Genomic DNA, 16,052 nt, shown 5'->3' with positions numbered 1-16,052 from the left:
ACAAGCTCCGGCAAGCGGTAGCCGCATTGATAAGCCGGGCCACACGCGTCGCAGGCGAAATAATTGGTATGGCTGAGCGTCGTTGGCTAAAGGCGGGCTCCCGGGCCCTTCTCCGGAAATCACTTTTTTCCAGGACGCGGTGCGACTGTTGCAGGAGCCACATGATCTCCATAGATCGACGGCGGACGTCTCACCTTGTGCTCGGGGATCGCCACATGCGGCTGGCCTCCCTTGATCCCGGTCGGACCCGGTTGTAAAGGTGCGGTGTCGCTCCGGGGCTGCGTGCCCGGTTTTCCATTCGGTCCGGGAGGGCGCGGGCCTTGAGGCCTGCGCATGGCGTTTTGCCTTCGCAGGTCGGCACCGCTGGTTTGAGGGCCAAGAGGCGATGACGTAGGCGCCGGTCGAGTGTCATTTCGCTGGCTGGCGAAAACATAGCTGTGATCGTCCAGGAGTCGTGGCGGAGCAAGCTGTTGCCCGTCGGCGTAAGCCTTGCCGAGGGAGCGCAATTCGGCGAGCGCGGTGTTCAGGCGCTGAGTAATCGCCTTCCTGTCTTCCGGCGAAAGATTCAGGTCATCAATCTTGCCGATGCCGTTTTGATCGGGCGCCGCAAAATTCCCAAGAGTGAAGCTTGCCAGCTTGCCTTTCTCATCGAAGGCTTTGAAGATGATCGTTTCATTCAATATGCTCGCAGCCGCCTTCAAATCGGAAGACGCGTTGGCGTCATTGTCTATCCCTTTTAACAACGCCGTTACGCCGGCGCGCAAGCCGTCGGTATCCGCTTTCCCCTGCCTTTTGTTCGCCGGCTTGATATAGGGACCCAGCACTTCGTGCAGCGTTCCGGAATCCTTGCTCCATGCGTCCAGAGCCTGATGAATGCCTGCTTCATGCTCGCAGAATTTCTTGTAAGCGCCAACGTTCGCTTCGTGTAAAAGCCTGCCCGCCGACGCCATCATGTCGGCGGCAGACGCCGGCGCGCCATGCTGGGTTTGATGAGAATGGTTGGACTTGAACAATTTATGCAACTTGTTCGCCAGTCCGCCCCCGAGACTGCGCAAGTGCGAAGACCGGGCGGCCCGGCCTGCCTCATTCAGCCCGGGAGGAAGCGAGCTGGTCGAAGCCTGTGAAGGGGAAGTATTGGAGGTCGAGCTACTGGCCAACGATGACGTTGACATGTTGGAGTGGGAGGAACTGGAAGACGAAGCATTCGTCGACGACGACGCCGACATGTTGCCCGGTATTCTGTTGTTAAAGATCTGCATTTTCCCTCCCAGACTTGGCAGAGGCTCCTGGTGTTCAGCAGTGTCGCCAACCGCCTTATTGAAGCTCTCATCGCACTTCATTAATGAGTAGCATCCGGTCTTTAACGGTTCCCTGAAATATTCGGGCACGCATTCCGATTCCTTCGCCGGCATGCTGGTCTCGGGACCGGCACTGGAACAGTCGCTTCGCAATGGAACTTTGCGTCATCTCATGCCACTGTGCGGGACACGCTGCATGAGGCATTGCGAGATGCCTTGCTTCCATGGCGCATGACCTGGAAAGCAGGGCTATGGGCCATGGCTGCCCTATAGTCATCGCCCTGAACGGTGGCTTTGAACGTTCCAAGCGTGCGGCCGCCACGAGCTCCGGGCATGGTCCTGGTTCGCCGCATACGCATGGAGCCGTTCTCGCTCGACACAGTGAACTTGCAGGGATAAGTGGCTCCCGCTGCCTGGATTGCCGAATCGGCGGCGTGACCGGTACGACGGCTTCCGCCGGTTTTCTTCATTGAGCATTTGCTTCACCACCAATCCCGCTTTCCGGGATAGCTGCATTCTTCGTCGTTACTGAAGATGATGGAGAAGCGAAAGAAGATTCTTCAGGCTTAACAAGCTCAAGCGTGTCATTACACGTCGGGATCGCTGCATTGAACATCACAGCGCCGTTGTTCATCGCGCGCGGTCCGTGCCCCTGTCTCGACGCCGTTGATGAAATGCGTTCCGGTTTTCATCAAAATCGCTTGATTGCCTTCCGCTTCCGCCCTCGGCGATACCGCGGCTTCTGCGGGCGCATGCAGCAACACCGGTGCGATACGGAATGCATTGATAGAAGAACATGCAAAAAAGACCGCTTGCGTTAAAAATTTAAAATTCCTAGAATGGTCGTGCCAGCAAATAATCTAGCGAAGAGAGACAACACTATCAGCGGACGTTCGACCGCAGGAATTGGTGTAATGGACAAAAAATGCATCCATGTCCTGCTGATAGAGGACAATAGTGGCGACGCTCGTTTGATCTCGCTCATGTTGGCTGCAGCGGGGAACATGGTATTTCAGCTGACTTGGCATGACACGTTAAATAGCGGTCTTAACTATCTCAGGAACAATCAAGTCGACGTGCTTTTACTCGATCTTGGTTTGCCTGAAAGCAGTGGTTTGCAGACAATGGCGCTGGTGCGGGCCCAGTTGACCAGCATGCCTCCCCTGGTGGTACTCAGCGGATTATCCGACGAAGCTGTTGCGCTGCAGGCGGTTCAGTTAGGCGCTCAGGACTATTTAATAAAAGGGCATGTGGATAGCGCCTTGCTTGCCCGTTCCATCCGCTATGCGATGGAACGCAGCCGGGCTGAGGAATCGCTGCGGCAAGCGCACGCAGAACTTGAGAATCGTGTTCAGGAGCGCACGGCTGAACTGGCGAATGCTTTCGCTGCGCTGAAGTCGGAAATCGCGGAACGCAAGCTGGCCGAAGAAAACGTCCTTTACCTGGCTCACCATGATGCATTAACCGGATTGCCCAATCGCGTCCTCCTGCAAGACCGGCTCAGACAGGCCATTGCGCACGCAAGGCGGAACACGTCACAAGTAGCCGTCCTCTTTATCGATCTCGATAACTTCAAGCACATCAACGATTCATTTGGGCACCACATGGGCGACCGGCTGCTCAAAGCGGTTGCTGCAAGGTTACAAGGATGCCTGCGCGAATGTGACAGCCTGGCCCGGTTTGGCGGTGACGAATTCGTCCTGTGTTTGCCCAAGCTGCCTGGAAACACCAGCGTCACATCTGTCGCGCAGAAAATTCAGGAAGCACTTGTCGTGCCCTTTGATGTTGATGCCTGCCAGATGCATGTCAGCGCAAGCATTGGCATAAGCACATACCCGCAGGACGGTGTGACGGTGGACGCATTGATGCGTGCGGCCGATACGGCCATGTATCACGCTAAAAGCAATGGGCGGCGTAACTATCAGTTCTTTACCGCCGCTTTGAACGACGCGGTTCAGCGGCGTGTGGAGTTGGAGCAGCGGCTGCGTTTTGCGCTTGCGCATGATGAACTTGAACTGCACTATCAACCGCAGGTGGATCTTGCCCACGGCGTGATATTTTCCGCTGAAGCGCTGTTGCGCTGGAGACAGCCAGGCAAGAATCCGATTTCCTGCGGGCCGTTCATCGCCATCGCGGAAGAAACCGGCTTGATTCTGTCGATCGGCGAGTGGACGCTTCGTCAGGCGTGCAGCGAACTCAAGCGATGGCATGAAGCGGGACATATCGGGATGCATGTTGCGGTAAACTTGTCGCCGCGACAGTTCTACCAGCCCGGCTTCCATGAGATTATCAAGACGATAATTGTAGAGGCCGGGGTGCCACCCACTCATGTTGACCTGGAAATTACCGAAGGTGTCTTTCTCGAGCGTAATGACGACAACCTCACTGCTCTCCAGGCGTTAAGCGAATTCGGCATACAGTTGGCGGTAGACGACTTCGGGACAGGATATTCAAGCCTGGCTTACCTTATGCTCTTCCCGGTGAATACGGTTAAGATCGATCAATCATTCGTGCGCAAGATTAACACCGACCAAAATGCCACGGCACTGGTCGCCGCCATCATTTCGATGGCCCATAGTCTAGGTCTTAAGGTACTGGCGGAAGGTGTCGAAACAGTCGAGCAGGTCAGCTTTCTTCAAGCACATGGCTGTTCATCGGCCCAAGGTTTTTTCTATAGCAAGGCTGTGTCCAGCAACGATTTTGAACTACTGCTGAACAACCGGGGTTATTGTATCGACGTCAGCCAGATCCGCCCTTATCAGGATAATCACATTCCCTGAGGTTCTGTCAAAATCGTCTGCGTCAACTTCATGACACGCGCGGTTCGGAAGCGCCTTGCGTTGAGGAGCGGGAGCGCGCGTACGGACGTACATCGAGCGCCGCAGACGCGGATCCGGACCGAATTTCAGCCTATCAAACAGCCTAAGGCGACAACTCCGATTTAGACAGGTAATATAGTTGGCAAGATGATGACGCCGCTGGGACGCCATCCGCATGGCAAAGAGGTTGACCATGGCTGTGTTAAAGCCCCTCCACCCGATCGAGATTTTGCTGGTAGAAGATAGTCCTGGCGACGTGCGGCTGACCCGCGAAGCACTGAAGGATGCGAAGATCACCAACACCTTGCATGTCATTGAGGATGGCGTTCTGGCACTGGATTTCCTGTATAAGCGTCCTCCATTCGAAAATGCGCCCCGCCCGGACCTGATCTTGCTCGACCTGAATCTTCCACGCAAGAATGGTCGTGAAGTCCTTGCCGAAATTAAGTCGAACGATTCTCTCAAGTCTGTTCCCGTGGTTGTTCTGACGACCTCGTCGGCGGAGGAAGACGTTCTGCGCGCATATAACCTTCATGCAAACTGCTATATCACCAAGCCGGTTGATTTCAATCAATTCACGACGGTTGTTCGGACGATTAAGGAGTTCTGGCTGACGGTCGTGACGCTTCCCCCAAAGTAAGGAAGCAAACCGGCGCTACTGCAGCTGTCATCACCACGAAGCGAGAAACGTGCAATGTATTGCCTCCCTGATCCGTCGATAAGGCATGTTGTCCTGGTCGTTGACGATACGGCGGCCAATATTGCGGTGCTCGCCGAGCACCTCTGCGCCAATGGTTTGGAGATCATCGTTGCGCAGAACGGAGAGGAATCCATCGAACGCGCCCGTTTCGCCAAGCCGGACCTCATCCTGCTGGACATCATGATGCCGGGCATCGACGGTTTCGAGACATGCCGCCGCCTCAAGACCTTTCAGGAAACCAGGGATATCCCTGTCATTTTCATGACCGCACTGGCCGACATCAGCGACAAGGTGACAGCATATGAAGTCGGTGGTGTCGATTACATCACCAAACCCTTCCATGTGGAAGAAGTCCTCGCGCGCGTGAATGCGCACCTGTCGCTTCAGACCATGCAGCGCATGATGGTGACGCAGAACCGGCTTTTGCAGCAGGAGAACGCGGCCCGCAGCGCGGCGGAGGAAGTTCTGGCATGTCGGACTGAAGAACTGGCCCGCTCCAATGCCGAGCTTGAACAACTGGCCTATGTCGCGTCGCATGATCTTCAGGAGCCGCTACGCATGATTACCAGCTACCTGCAGTTGCTGGAGCAGCGTTATAAGGACAGGATCGATGCCGACGCCAACGAGTTCATCGCATTTGCCGTCGATGGCGCCAAGCGAATGCAGACGCTGATCGATGATCTGCTGGCGTACTCGCGCCTCGGTTCGCGCGCCAGGGCGTTGCAACCGACGTCGTGCGCCGATATCGTCAGCGATGCACTTCGTTATCTTGGGACTGCAATTGAGGAGTCCGGCGCCAAGGTTGTCTGCGGCAATCTTCCTACCGTGATGGGGGACGAAACGCAACTTACGCAGTTATTTCAGAACCTGATTGCCAATGCCATCAAATTCAGCGAAGACGGGTCTCAGGTCATCCGTATCGACGCCGAAGATGCCGGAAACGCGTGGTGCGTGTCTGTCCGCGATAACGGCATTGGCATCGCGCCCGAATATTTCGAGCGTATCTTTGTGATGTTCCAGCGCTTGCATAGCCGCGCAAAGTATCCCGGCACCGGTATCGGTCTTGCGCTTTGCAAGCGGATCGTCGACCATCATCATGGCCGCATTTGGGTGGAATCCGAAATAGGACAGGGTTCGGTATTCAAGTTCACCTTGCCGAAGGTGGGACGCCGGTGATGCATATCCCAATTCGTAGCGTACCGGTCTATCACGAAATCGACCGCGCCGGTCCGTTGAATCGGAGAGACATCTGCATCGTTTGAAAAGAACTGCGGCATAGCAAATGAAACTTTCGACCTATCAGATAGTTGACAGTATTTGCACCACGACCGGGTCCACTCTCGGCCGGGCTCTTGGCTTGAAGGACGGATTGCAGGTCATCTTGAAACTGCTCGACCCTCAAGACACAAGTTCAGTCAGGACAGCCAGGTTCAGACGAGAGTATCTACTGCTCCAGTCCCTGAACGTGGCGGAGATCGCCAAGCCGATATCGCTCATCGAGGAACGGGATTGTCTGGCGATGGTGATGGAGAATTTCGCAGGCGAGTCGCTCGAAACCGTTCTCGCGAGCGGGCGCCCTATGGCAGTGGCGGCAAGCCTGACCATCGCCAGCCACTTGAGCCGCGCCTTGGCGGGTCTCCACGCGGCCCGGATCATCCATCAGGATATCCGGCCTCTCAACATCATGGTCACGCCCGAAAACCAGCCTCGGATAATGGATCTGGCCCTTGCGATCGCACAAGGTGAAGACGCTGCCTCGCCGGGGCAGCGCACCCTGCATGCCGGCGACTGGGCTTACATGTCGCCGGAGCAGACCGGGCGCATGAATCGACCACTGGATTGCCGGACCGATTTTTATTCTCTGGGAATAACCCTCTACCGGATGCTGACCGGCCGCTTGCCGTTTGCCGCCAGCGATCCCCTGGAGTGGGCGCATTGCCACATTGCGCGCACTCCGCCAGCGCCGCGCGATATCGCACCCGCAGTGCCACAGCCGGTATCGGACATCGTGATGAAACTGCTCGCCAAGCTTCCGGAAGAACGCTATCAAAGCGCACATGGCCTGCGACACGATATCGAGCGCTGTATTGCGCAATGGCACGCATCCGGATGCGTCGAATCGTTCCCGTTGGGAGAGGCCGATGCCTCGGAGCGCTTTCAGATTCCATCCAGGCTTTACGGACGCGATCATGAGATCGCGCTGCTCCGCGCCGCATTCGACGGCATGGCGGCGACGGGACGAGCCGCACTCGTGACGATATCCGGATACTCGGGCGTCGGGAAATCCTCGCTGGTCCACGAAGTGCACAAGTCGATCGTGGCCGAGCACGGTTATTTCATTTCGGGCAAGTTCGACCAGTACATGCGCGACATTCCGTACGCCACGTTAACCCAGGCGTTCCGGGCGATGGTGCAACAACTTCTTGCCGAAAGCGAAGCGAGCATCGCCGGTTGGCGCCATGACATCCAGGAAGCGGTCGGCACGAATGGCCAGTTGATCATCAATGTCCTGCCGCAGATGGAAGTCATCATGGGCCGGCAATCAGCGGTGCCGGATTTGCCCCCGGTTGAGGCGCAGCACAGGTTCCGCACGGTATTCCGGCAATTTCTGGGCGTATTTACACGCAGAGAACATCCACTCGTGCTCTTCCTTGATGACCTTCAGTGGATCGACGGCCCGAGCATTATGCTCATCGAGCACATCCTTTCGCATGCCGACACCCGCTACCTGTTGCTGATCGGCGCCTACCGTGACAACGAGGTGGACGCGGACCACCCTCTGATGACCAGCGTCGAGTCCATCCGCAACAGCGGCGCATCAGTCATCGACATCAAGCTCGCTCCGCTTTCGGTAACGCACTTGAACCAGCTTGTCGCGGACACGCTCCATGTAGAAAGGAACGCCAGCGAAGCACTCACGCATCAGGTCTTCAAAAGAACCGAAGGCAATCCGTTTTTCTTCACGCAATTCCTTGCTTCATTGCACCAGGACGGCTTGTTTTGGCATGACATGACAGACTGTGTCTGGAAATGGGATCTGGGAAAAATCGAGGCCAGGGATTTTGCCGACAACGTCGTCGATCTTATGGTGAGAAAACTGCGGAAACTTCCCGTGCATACCCAGGACGTACTGCAATTGGCAGCTTGCCTCGGGAACAAGTTCGATCTGCACAGTCTCGTTCTGGCCAGCGGTAATCCGGACGTCAAGGAACGTCTCGCTCCCGCCGTACAGGAGGGACTGCTCATTTACAACAAGGGCAGCGCCAAGTTTCTGCACGACCGCATCCAGCAGGCGGCCTACCTGCTTATTCCGGAAATGCGCCGCGATGAAATGCATCTGCACATTGGCCGCTTACTCATGAAGGGTCTGGCAGCCGATGATTTGGATGAACAGATTTTTGATGTCGTGAATCAGCTCAACCACGGCGGCGCGCTGCTTGTCGACCCTAACGAGAAAGCGCAGGTGGCGGAGCTTAATCTACGGGCTGGCAGGAGAGCCAAGGCATCAACGGCCTATCCGTCGGCATGCGTCTATCTTGCGGCCGGCATGGCCCTGCTGGATGAGGAGTTCTGGCGCAGCCGCTATGAATTGACGTTCAACCTCTGGCTGGAACGCGCCACCTGCGAGTTTTTGAACAATAACATTGAAACCGCCGAGCGCATCATTCCCGAACTGCTGCCACAGGCGGTATCGGCCATCGATAAAGCCTCCGTGTATCACCTGCAGATGCAGATATGTGAAGTCAAGTCCGAAGGTCCGCGCGCGATCGATAATGTGATTGAGGGACTGCGCCTGTTCGGTATCGAGCTGTCGGCGCATCCGAGTCGGGAGCAGGTGCAAACCGAGTACGACAGGTTCTGGCAGAACATGGGCGAACGCTCGATCGAAAGCCTGCTCGACCTGCCTGTGATGACCGATCCGGAAATGTTGGCCGCCATGAATATGCTGTCATCCTTGTTCGGCCCTGCGTTTTTTACCGACAACAATTTGGTCCAGTTACATCTCGTTCATATGGCGAATCTGACGTTGAAGCACGGCATAGCCGGCGCATCGGCTAACGGTTATGCATGGCTGGGCATGTTTCTCGGTCCGGTCTTCCATCGCTATGCGGACGGCTACCGGTTCGGCAAGCTCGCAATGAATCTCGGTGAAAAGCGCGGCCTTGTCGCCAACAAGGCGAAGCTTTATCTGGCGATGGGTCATGTTACCGTGTGGACGCAGCCCCTGAAGGCAACGATTGATTTCTTCCGCATGACCTTCCGCTCCGGCATTGAAAGCGGAGACCTCGCCTACGCGTGCTACAGCTGCAACTGCCTTCTCACGGCCCTCCTGGCGCGCGGCGATCAGCTTGACGAGGTATGGCGCGAATCGGAGATGGGTGCCGGCTTTGCCCGCAAGGTCGAGTATCGTGACGTCACGAATATCATCGTGAGCCAGCAACACTTCATCCAGAGCATGCGCGGGCGGACCTTGCAGACCGACCAGGGCAGCTTCGATGAAGCGGCATTCGAGGCGCGGCTGGGCGAGAGTCGCATGGCGACGATGGTTTGCTGGTACTGGATCGTCAAGCTGCAGATTCGCTTCATGGCAGGCGACTACGAAGCGGCGATCTCGGCAGCGGAAAAAGCGAAGGACCTGTTATGGTCTTCGGAGGGCACTCTTCAACTGCTGGACTACCATTACTACGCGGCGCTGACGATCACGGCAATCTGCGAGAATCTGCCGCCGGCACGCCGTGGTGCATTGCGTACCCAACTGTCCATGCATTGCGCGCAGCTGCAGGAATGGGCGGAGAATGCTTCCGCCACCTTCTTCGACAAGCACGCACTCGTCGCCGCCGAGGTGGCGCGCATCGACGGGAAAGCTGTCGAAGCCATGCAGTTGTATGAGCAAGCCATTCAATCGGCCCGCGAAAACGGCTTCGTGCACAACCAGGGAATCGCTTATGAATTGGCGTCGGCGTTTTACCGGATGCGCGGGTTTCAGAAAATCGCCGATACCTATCTGCATGAAGCGCGCAACTGCTTTGTGCGTTGGGGGGGCGATGGCAAGCTTGCACAACTCGACGAGCGTTATCCGCATCTGCGCGCGCAGTTGGCCTTACCCTCCGCGGCATCGCTGGACGGCGTGGCGCAATTGGATGTGCTGTCGGTCGCCAAAGCCTCACAAGCGATCTCCGGCCAGATCGTGCTGGACGAGCTGATCGACACGCTGCTACGCATCATGCTTGAAAATGCGGGCGCGCAAACCGGCGCATTGATCCTTGTCCGCGGCGACGACATGATGCTTGCGGCCCGGGCCGGCGTGACGCAGCAGGAAGTGCAGGTGCAGCTGCACCTCGCGCCGATGGCGCCGGAATTGGATTTGCCATCGGGGATTCTCAATTACGTGCGGCGCAGCCGCACGCAAGTGCTCTTGGCCGATGCAGCCGAACCGCATCCATTTTCCACCGATCCGTACCTGCTCCGGCACCAGCCGAAATCGGTATTGTGCATTCCGATCGTCCGGCAAGGCACGCTGACCGGTCTGCTGTATCTGGAGAACACGCTTCTTACGCATGCGTTCACGCCGCAACGCGTGACGGTGCTGGAATTACTGGCCGCGCAAGCCGCGATCTCGCTGGAGAATGCGCTGCTTTATAACGATCTCCGGCAGGAAAACAGCGAGCGCAAGCGAATGGAGGAAATCTTGCGGGAGCGCGAGGCACGCATCCGCCGCCTGATGGAATCCAATATTATCGGCATTTTTTTCTGGGATCTGCATGGCGGAATCAGCGAGGCCAACGATGCCTTTCTCCACCTGACCGGTTACGGCAGGGAAGATTTGCTATGCGGTCGGGTTCGATGGGCGCAGATGACACCGCCGGAACACCTGGCCGCAGATGCGCGGGCAATCGAGGAACTGCGGAGTAGCGGCGCCTGTTCGCCCTATGAAAAGGAATTTGTCCGCAAGGACGACAAGCGTCTCCCGGTGCTGATTGGTGCTGCCTTGCTGGAAGGTTCGCAGGAAAACGGTGTCGCCTTTGTACTTGACCTGACCGAGCGCAAACGCGCGGAGACGGAACAGGCGGCGCGGCAAGCGGCCGATGCAGCCAATCGGGCCAAGAGCACCTTTCTGGCCAACATCAGTCATGAACTGCGCACGCCGTTGAACGGCGTTCTGGGTTATGCGCAGATATTGCGGCAAGACACAACGCTGAACGCGCGGCAGGTCGCCGGCGTGGATGTGATCCGGCAAAGCGGAGAGCATCTGCTGACCTTGATCAACGATATCCTGGACATTGCAAAGATCGAAGCCGGCAAGCTTTCACTCAATCCCTCCGACATCCGGCTGACGGATTTCTTGTATGTCATTACCCAGATAATCAACGTCAAGGCGACACAAAAAGGGCTGCAATTCATCAGCGACATCGCCCCGGACCTGCCCAATGGAATACGGGTCGACGCGCGCCTGCTGCGGCAGGTATTGCTGAACCTGCTGGCCAACGCGATCAAGTTCACCGATTGTGGCCAGGTGACGCTGCGGGTGCGTTGCCTGTCTTCCGGCCGATTGCGCTTCGAAGTGCACGATACCGGCATCGGCATCAGGGAAGAGGAAATGAAAACGATTTTCCAGCCCTTCGAGCAGGCGGGCGAAATGCGGCGGCGATTCGGGGGGACGGGTCTGGGTTTGGCGATCAGCCGTGAGATCGTGCGCTTGATGGACAGCGAGATCCGGGTCGACAGCCGTGCTGGCGAGGGCAGTACCTTCTGGTTCGAACTGGAAGTGCCGGTATTGGTGGCCGAGCCGGCGGCGTTGCCGGCCGAGCTGGTCGTGACCGGCTATGAAGGGCCGCGCAAAAAGGTGCTGGTGGTGGACGATATCGCAGAGAATCGCGCAATGCTGATCGACATGCTGAGTCCGCTGGGCTTCGAGATGGTGGCGGCGGAGAACGGCTGCGATGGCGTGGAGAAAGCACAAGTTCTGCGCCCGGCACTGATCCTGATGGACAGGGTAATGCCGGAGATGGATGGCTTGGAAGCCACCCGCCGGCTGCGGCAACTGCCAGCCGTCAAGGACGTGCCCATCATTGCGATTTCGGCCAGCGCTTCTGGCAGCGATGAAACGAATTGCCTGCTGGCCGGAGCCAATGCATTTCTGTCCAAACCGATTCACCTGGGACAGCTTTTGACGCAGCTCGCCGACCTTTTGAAGCTCAACTGGACATATGGATCGTCGCAAGCCCGATCGCCGGAACGGCAGCCGACGGTGGCGTTACTGACGCCGCCGGAAGAGGAAATGAACATCCTGCATGGCCTGGCCCGGCTAGGAAACATGAAGGCCATCGTGCGCTGGGCAAACAGCTTGGCCGAGCGCGACGCGACCTATCTTCCGTTTGTCAGCCAGCTGCTCGTGCTGGCGCACGGATACCAGTCCAGAGCCCTGTTGAGCATGGTGGAACGCTGTCTTTCAGAGAAGAAAACCGGTCAGTAGCAACGCTACGACGCGTCGTCGTGCCTGGCCCTGCAACCCCTACGGTGCCCTCGCACCCCAAGTGAAGTGTGAACAGGCCATAGGCGGGTCAGGGCGAAAACGCTCCAGGCGAAGACGATGCAAGCAGCCGGAAAGAACACCATTGTTTCAGGAATGCAATGCCCATCGACGTTTCCCTGTCTCTCTGCGCTGGTACCCCAAGCCTCTGATTTGACAAGCCCCAACCCGCCGCAGCGGAAGGCCGCGTCACCTTATTCTTCGTCAATACCATCCAAGCTTGCGATTTCTGCGTTTCGGCCCGCGAACAAATTGTCAGTTTGGATGCTCTATTTGAAAAGATTTTTCCCGACCACTTTCCATTCGGCCATTCCGCATGGGAAGACGGCGCTTTTTTCATTCAGAGGATGCAGTGACGACGATGCCGACAATGATGCCCTTTCTGCCGAGAATCTATTCCATCAGCATGAGGCATGCTGGAGCGACCAGTGAACTCAACAGCGAACTTGAGCGATGCGCGGCAATGGGCTTCGATCATGTTCTGCTGGTGCGGGATGCGGGTGAACCGATCGACGATCATGTGCTGCGCGGCACGGTGCAGGCGGCCGGCCGCCACAAGCTGAAGCTGCTGCTCGATCTCGATGTCGGCAGCATCGGCGGCGATCCTGTCGTGGTGGAAAGTCATGCCGACTGGTTCGAGCGGCGCGACGACAACAATGACCTGCCCGACCCGCGCCGCGATCCCCTGCAGGAAGTCAGGCGGGTGCCGCGTTATGGCGACAAGGCCGCCTTCGACAGTATCTGCGGCTACTGGCAGCAGCGCCTGGAAGCCTGGGCCACGGCCGGCATCTCCGGTTTCCGCTGCACTTCGGTCGGGGAGCCGCCCGCCGCACTGTGGTCATGCATGATCGGGGCGGTGAAGGCTCGCCGTCCCGAGCTGCGTTTCCTGGCATGGACGCCAGGCTGCACGCCGCAGCAGATGGATGCCCTGGCCGGATGCGGTTTCGATGCCACCTTCTCCTCGGGCGCATGGTGGGATTTCCGCGCGCGCTGGCTGATGGAGGAGCATGCGAGGCTGCAGCGCATCGCACCGCCGATCGCCTTTCCCGACAGTCCGAACGAAGCGGTCATTGCAAGGCTGGCCGGCAACGAGGAGCCCGAGGCGCGCCGCCGCATCTACCTGCGCGCGCTGCGCCTGGCCGCCGCCACCGGCGACGGCATCCTGGTGCCGCAGGGCTTTGAAGCGGGCACCTCCGGCCTGGCAGGGCAGGGGGAGCAGCAAGCCGGCATCGATCTGAGCGCGGACTTGCGTGAAGCCAATGCCTTCATCGCCGAGAGCGGGGCGCGCTTCCATCGCGGCGGGCTGCGCATGATGAGCACGGCGGAGTCGGGCATCGCGGTGTTGCTGCGGGAAAGCGCATCGCCCGACGGCGACGAAGCCTTGCTGATCGTCGCCAATTCCGATCCCATGCGCGCCTGCGCGGTCAGCGAAGGCCAGTTGCTCGAGCGCGCCGGCGGTTTCGTGCGCGGCCGCAAGATCTGGCCCGCGCCGGTCGAGCGCAGGGAGCGCATGCAAGATAGCGAAGGCTTGCGCGACAGCGATCGACGGACCACCGAAGTCCGCAGCGGCAAGGAGTCGGAATCGCCGGCGGTGGCGCTGGAAGCGGCCGGCTTCCAGCTGTTCCTGACCCGCCGCCTGCCGCCCATCGTGTCGCCGCAGGCGGGCCAGGATGCGGTGAAGGCGGCCGCATCGCCCCGCATTGCGATCGAAGCGATCTCTCCCGCCTGCGATGACGGCCGCTTCCCGGTCAAGCGCACCGTGGGCGAAGTGGTCGACGTCGAGGCCGACGTGTTTGTCGACGGCCACGACAAGCTGGCGGTGGCGCTGCTGTGGCGCACCGCCGACCAGGCGGACTGGCAGGAAACCCGCATGCACTTCCTGTCCAACGACCGCTGGGCCGCGCCCCTGCCGCTGACACGCATCGGCCGCTACGAGTTTGCGGTCGAAGCCTGGAAGGATGTGTTCGCCACCTACCGCGACGAACTGGAAAAGAAGACGAGCGCCGGACTGAACGTCAGCCTGGAGCTGGAAGAGGGACGCCTGCTGGTGCAGGCCGCGGCCGACCATGCCGAGTCCCGCGGCATCTCCAGCTTCGCTTACCTGAAGGCGCTGGCCGGCAGCCTGAAGAATGCGGCCAGCGATGCCGAGCGCGTCACCGCGCTGCTGTCGGAGCCCACCGCCGACGCCATGCGGCTGGCCGACGCCAGGCCGTTCGCGGTGCGCAGCGAGCAGCCGCTGCGCATCGATGTCGAACGCACTGCCGCGCGCTTTTCCAGCTGGTATGAACTGTTCCCGCGCTCGCAGAGCGGCGACCCGGCCCGCCACGGCAGCTTCGATGACGTCATCAAGCGCCTGCCGGCCATCCAGGCCATGGGCTTCGACACGCTGTACTTCCCGCCCATCCATCCGATCGGCCGCAAGCACCGCAAGGGCCGCAACAACAGCCTGACGCCGGGGCCGGACGATCCGGGCAGCCCGTATGCGATCGGTTCGGAAGAGGGCGGCCATGATGCGATCCATCCGCAGCTCGGCACGCTGGAAGACTTCCGTCGCCTGCGCGACGAGGCCGCAAGGCATGGGCTGGAGCTGGCGCTGGACTTCGCCATCCAGTGCTCGCCGGACCATCCCTGGCTCAAGGAGCATCCCGACTGGTTCGCCTGGCGGCCGGACGGCAGCATCCGCTATGCGGAAAATCCGCCGAAGAAGTACCAGGACATCGTCAACGTCGATTTCTATGCGAAAGGCGCGATTCCCGGCTTGTGGACCGCGCTGCGCGACGTGGTGCTGTTCTGGGTCAATGAAGGGGTCAAGGTGTTCCGGGTGGACAATCCGCATACCAAGCCGCTGCCGTTCTGGGAATGGATGATCGGCGAGGTGCGCGCCCGCCATCCCGACACCATCTTCCTGTCGGAAGCGTTCACCCGGCCGAAGATGATGTACCGGCTGGCCAAGGTCGGCTATTCGCAGTCGTACACCTATTTCACCTGGCGCCATACCAAGGAAGAATTTACCGAATACATGACCGAGCTCAGCCAGAGCCCGGTCAAGGAATTCTTCCGGCCGCACTTTTTCGTCAACACGCCCGACATCAACCCGGTGTTCCTGCAGAAAAGCGGCCGTCCCGGCTTCCTGATCCGCACCGCGCTGGCCACCACGCTGTCCGGATTGTGGGGAATGTACAGCGGGTTTGAGTTATGTGAAGCCGCGCCGGTCCCGGGCAAGGAAGAATATCTGGATTCGGAAAAATACGAGATCCGCGCCTGGGACTGGCAGCGGCCCGGCAACATCATCCAGGAAATCACCTTGCTCAACAGGATACGGAAAGAGAACCCCGCACTGCAGACGCATCTCAACATCCGCTTCCTGCCGGCATCGAACGACAATATCCTGTTCTATATCAAGACCACGCCGCCGGCCGACAGCTGTGAACGCTTCGGCGACAACGTGGTCATGGTCGCTGTCAATCTCGATCCCTTCAATGCGCATGAAGCGACGCTGGAATTGCCGCTGTGGGAGTTCGGCGTGCCGGACGACGGCGTGCTGGAGGTCGAGGATCTGGTCAACGGCAGCCGCTTCGGCTGGCGCGGCAAGCACCAGTCGCTGCGGCTCGACCCCTTCGTTTGCCCATACGCCATCTGGCGCGTTCGCCACACCGGACACACTGGTCACAACGCCGGCAACACCGGCCACAATGGAGCCTGAA

6 protein-coding genes and 2 pseudogenes are annotated in these 16,052 nt (G+C 58.9%); 6 read left to right on the top strand and 2 right to left on the bottom strand.

Annotated elements, in window-relative coordinates; genetic code table 11:
* Positions 1-119 precede the first annotated feature (119 nt).
* Together FH061_RS11000 and FH061_RS30390 are read right to left on the bottom strand one after the other, a co-directional pair.
* Positions 120-1,412, bottom strand: a complete 1,293-nt coding sequence (locus tag FH061_RS11000) for a hypothetical protein (RefSeq protein ID WP_151635877.1) — start codon at positions 1,410-1,412, stop codon at positions 120-122.
* A 352-nt stretch (positions 1,413-1,764) separates the two neighbouring features.
* Entirely contained in the window at positions 1,765-1,932 is a 168-nt protein-coding gene (locus FH061_RS30390) for a hypothetical protein (protein ID WP_192805006.1), read from the bottom strand.
* A 280-nt stretch (positions 1,933-2,212) separates the two neighbouring features.
* Here FH061_RS30390 and FH061_RS10995 point away from each other — a divergent pair, with 280 nt between their 5' ends.
* The 6 genes and pseudogenes from FH061_RS10995 to FH061_RS10975 all read left to right on the top strand — a co-directional run bounded on the left by FH061_RS10995 (position 2,213) and on the right by FH061_RS10975 (position 16,051).
* The gene (locus FH061_RS10995) at positions 2,213-4,078 is read left to right on the top strand and encodes a putative bifunctional diguanylate cyclase/phosphodiesterase (RefSeq protein WP_192805005.1); all 1,866 of its coding nucleotides are present in this window, start codon (positions 2,213-2,215) and stop codon (positions 4,076-4,078) included.
* Between the two features lie 232 nt (positions 4,079-4,310).
* A complete protein-coding gene (locus FH061_RS10990; protein WP_151635875.1) occupies positions 4,311-4,757 on the top strand; it encodes a response regulator in 447 nt (148 codons plus the stop codon).
* A 54-nt stretch (positions 4,758-4,811) separates the two neighbouring features.
* Positions 4,812-5,171, top strand: a pseudogene (locus FH061_RS30945) (response regulator); the annotation flags it as partial.
* A gap of 87 nt (positions 5,172-5,258) precedes the next feature.
* Positions 5,259-5,993, top strand: a pseudogene (locus FH061_RS30940) (sensor histidine kinase); the annotation flags it as partial.
* Between the two features lie 106 nt (positions 5,994-6,099).
* A complete protein-coding gene (locus FH061_RS10980; protein WP_151635873.1) occupies positions 6,100-12,291 on the top strand; it encodes an AAA family ATPase in 6,192 nt (2,063 codons plus the stop codon).
* Between the two features lie 427 nt (positions 12,292-12,718).
* Positions 12,719-16,051 (top strand): alpha-1,4-glucan--maltose-1-phosphate maltosyltransferase, encoded by a 3,333-nt coding sequence (locus FH061_RS10975; protein WP_225984602.1) that lies wholly within the window; start codon positions 12,719-12,721, stop codon positions 16,049-16,051.
* Position 16,052: the final 1 nt, after the last annotated feature.

This window comes from Noviherbaspirillum aerium (assembly GCF_008929045.1).
GTDB classification, from domain to species: domain Bacteria; phylum Pseudomonadota; class Gammaproteobacteria; order Burkholderiales; family Burkholderiaceae_D; genus Noviherbaspirillum; species Noviherbaspirillum aerium.
The sequence above is the reverse complement of the archived record's forward strand: the minus strand, read 5'-3'. Positions and strand labels throughout refer to the sequence as shown.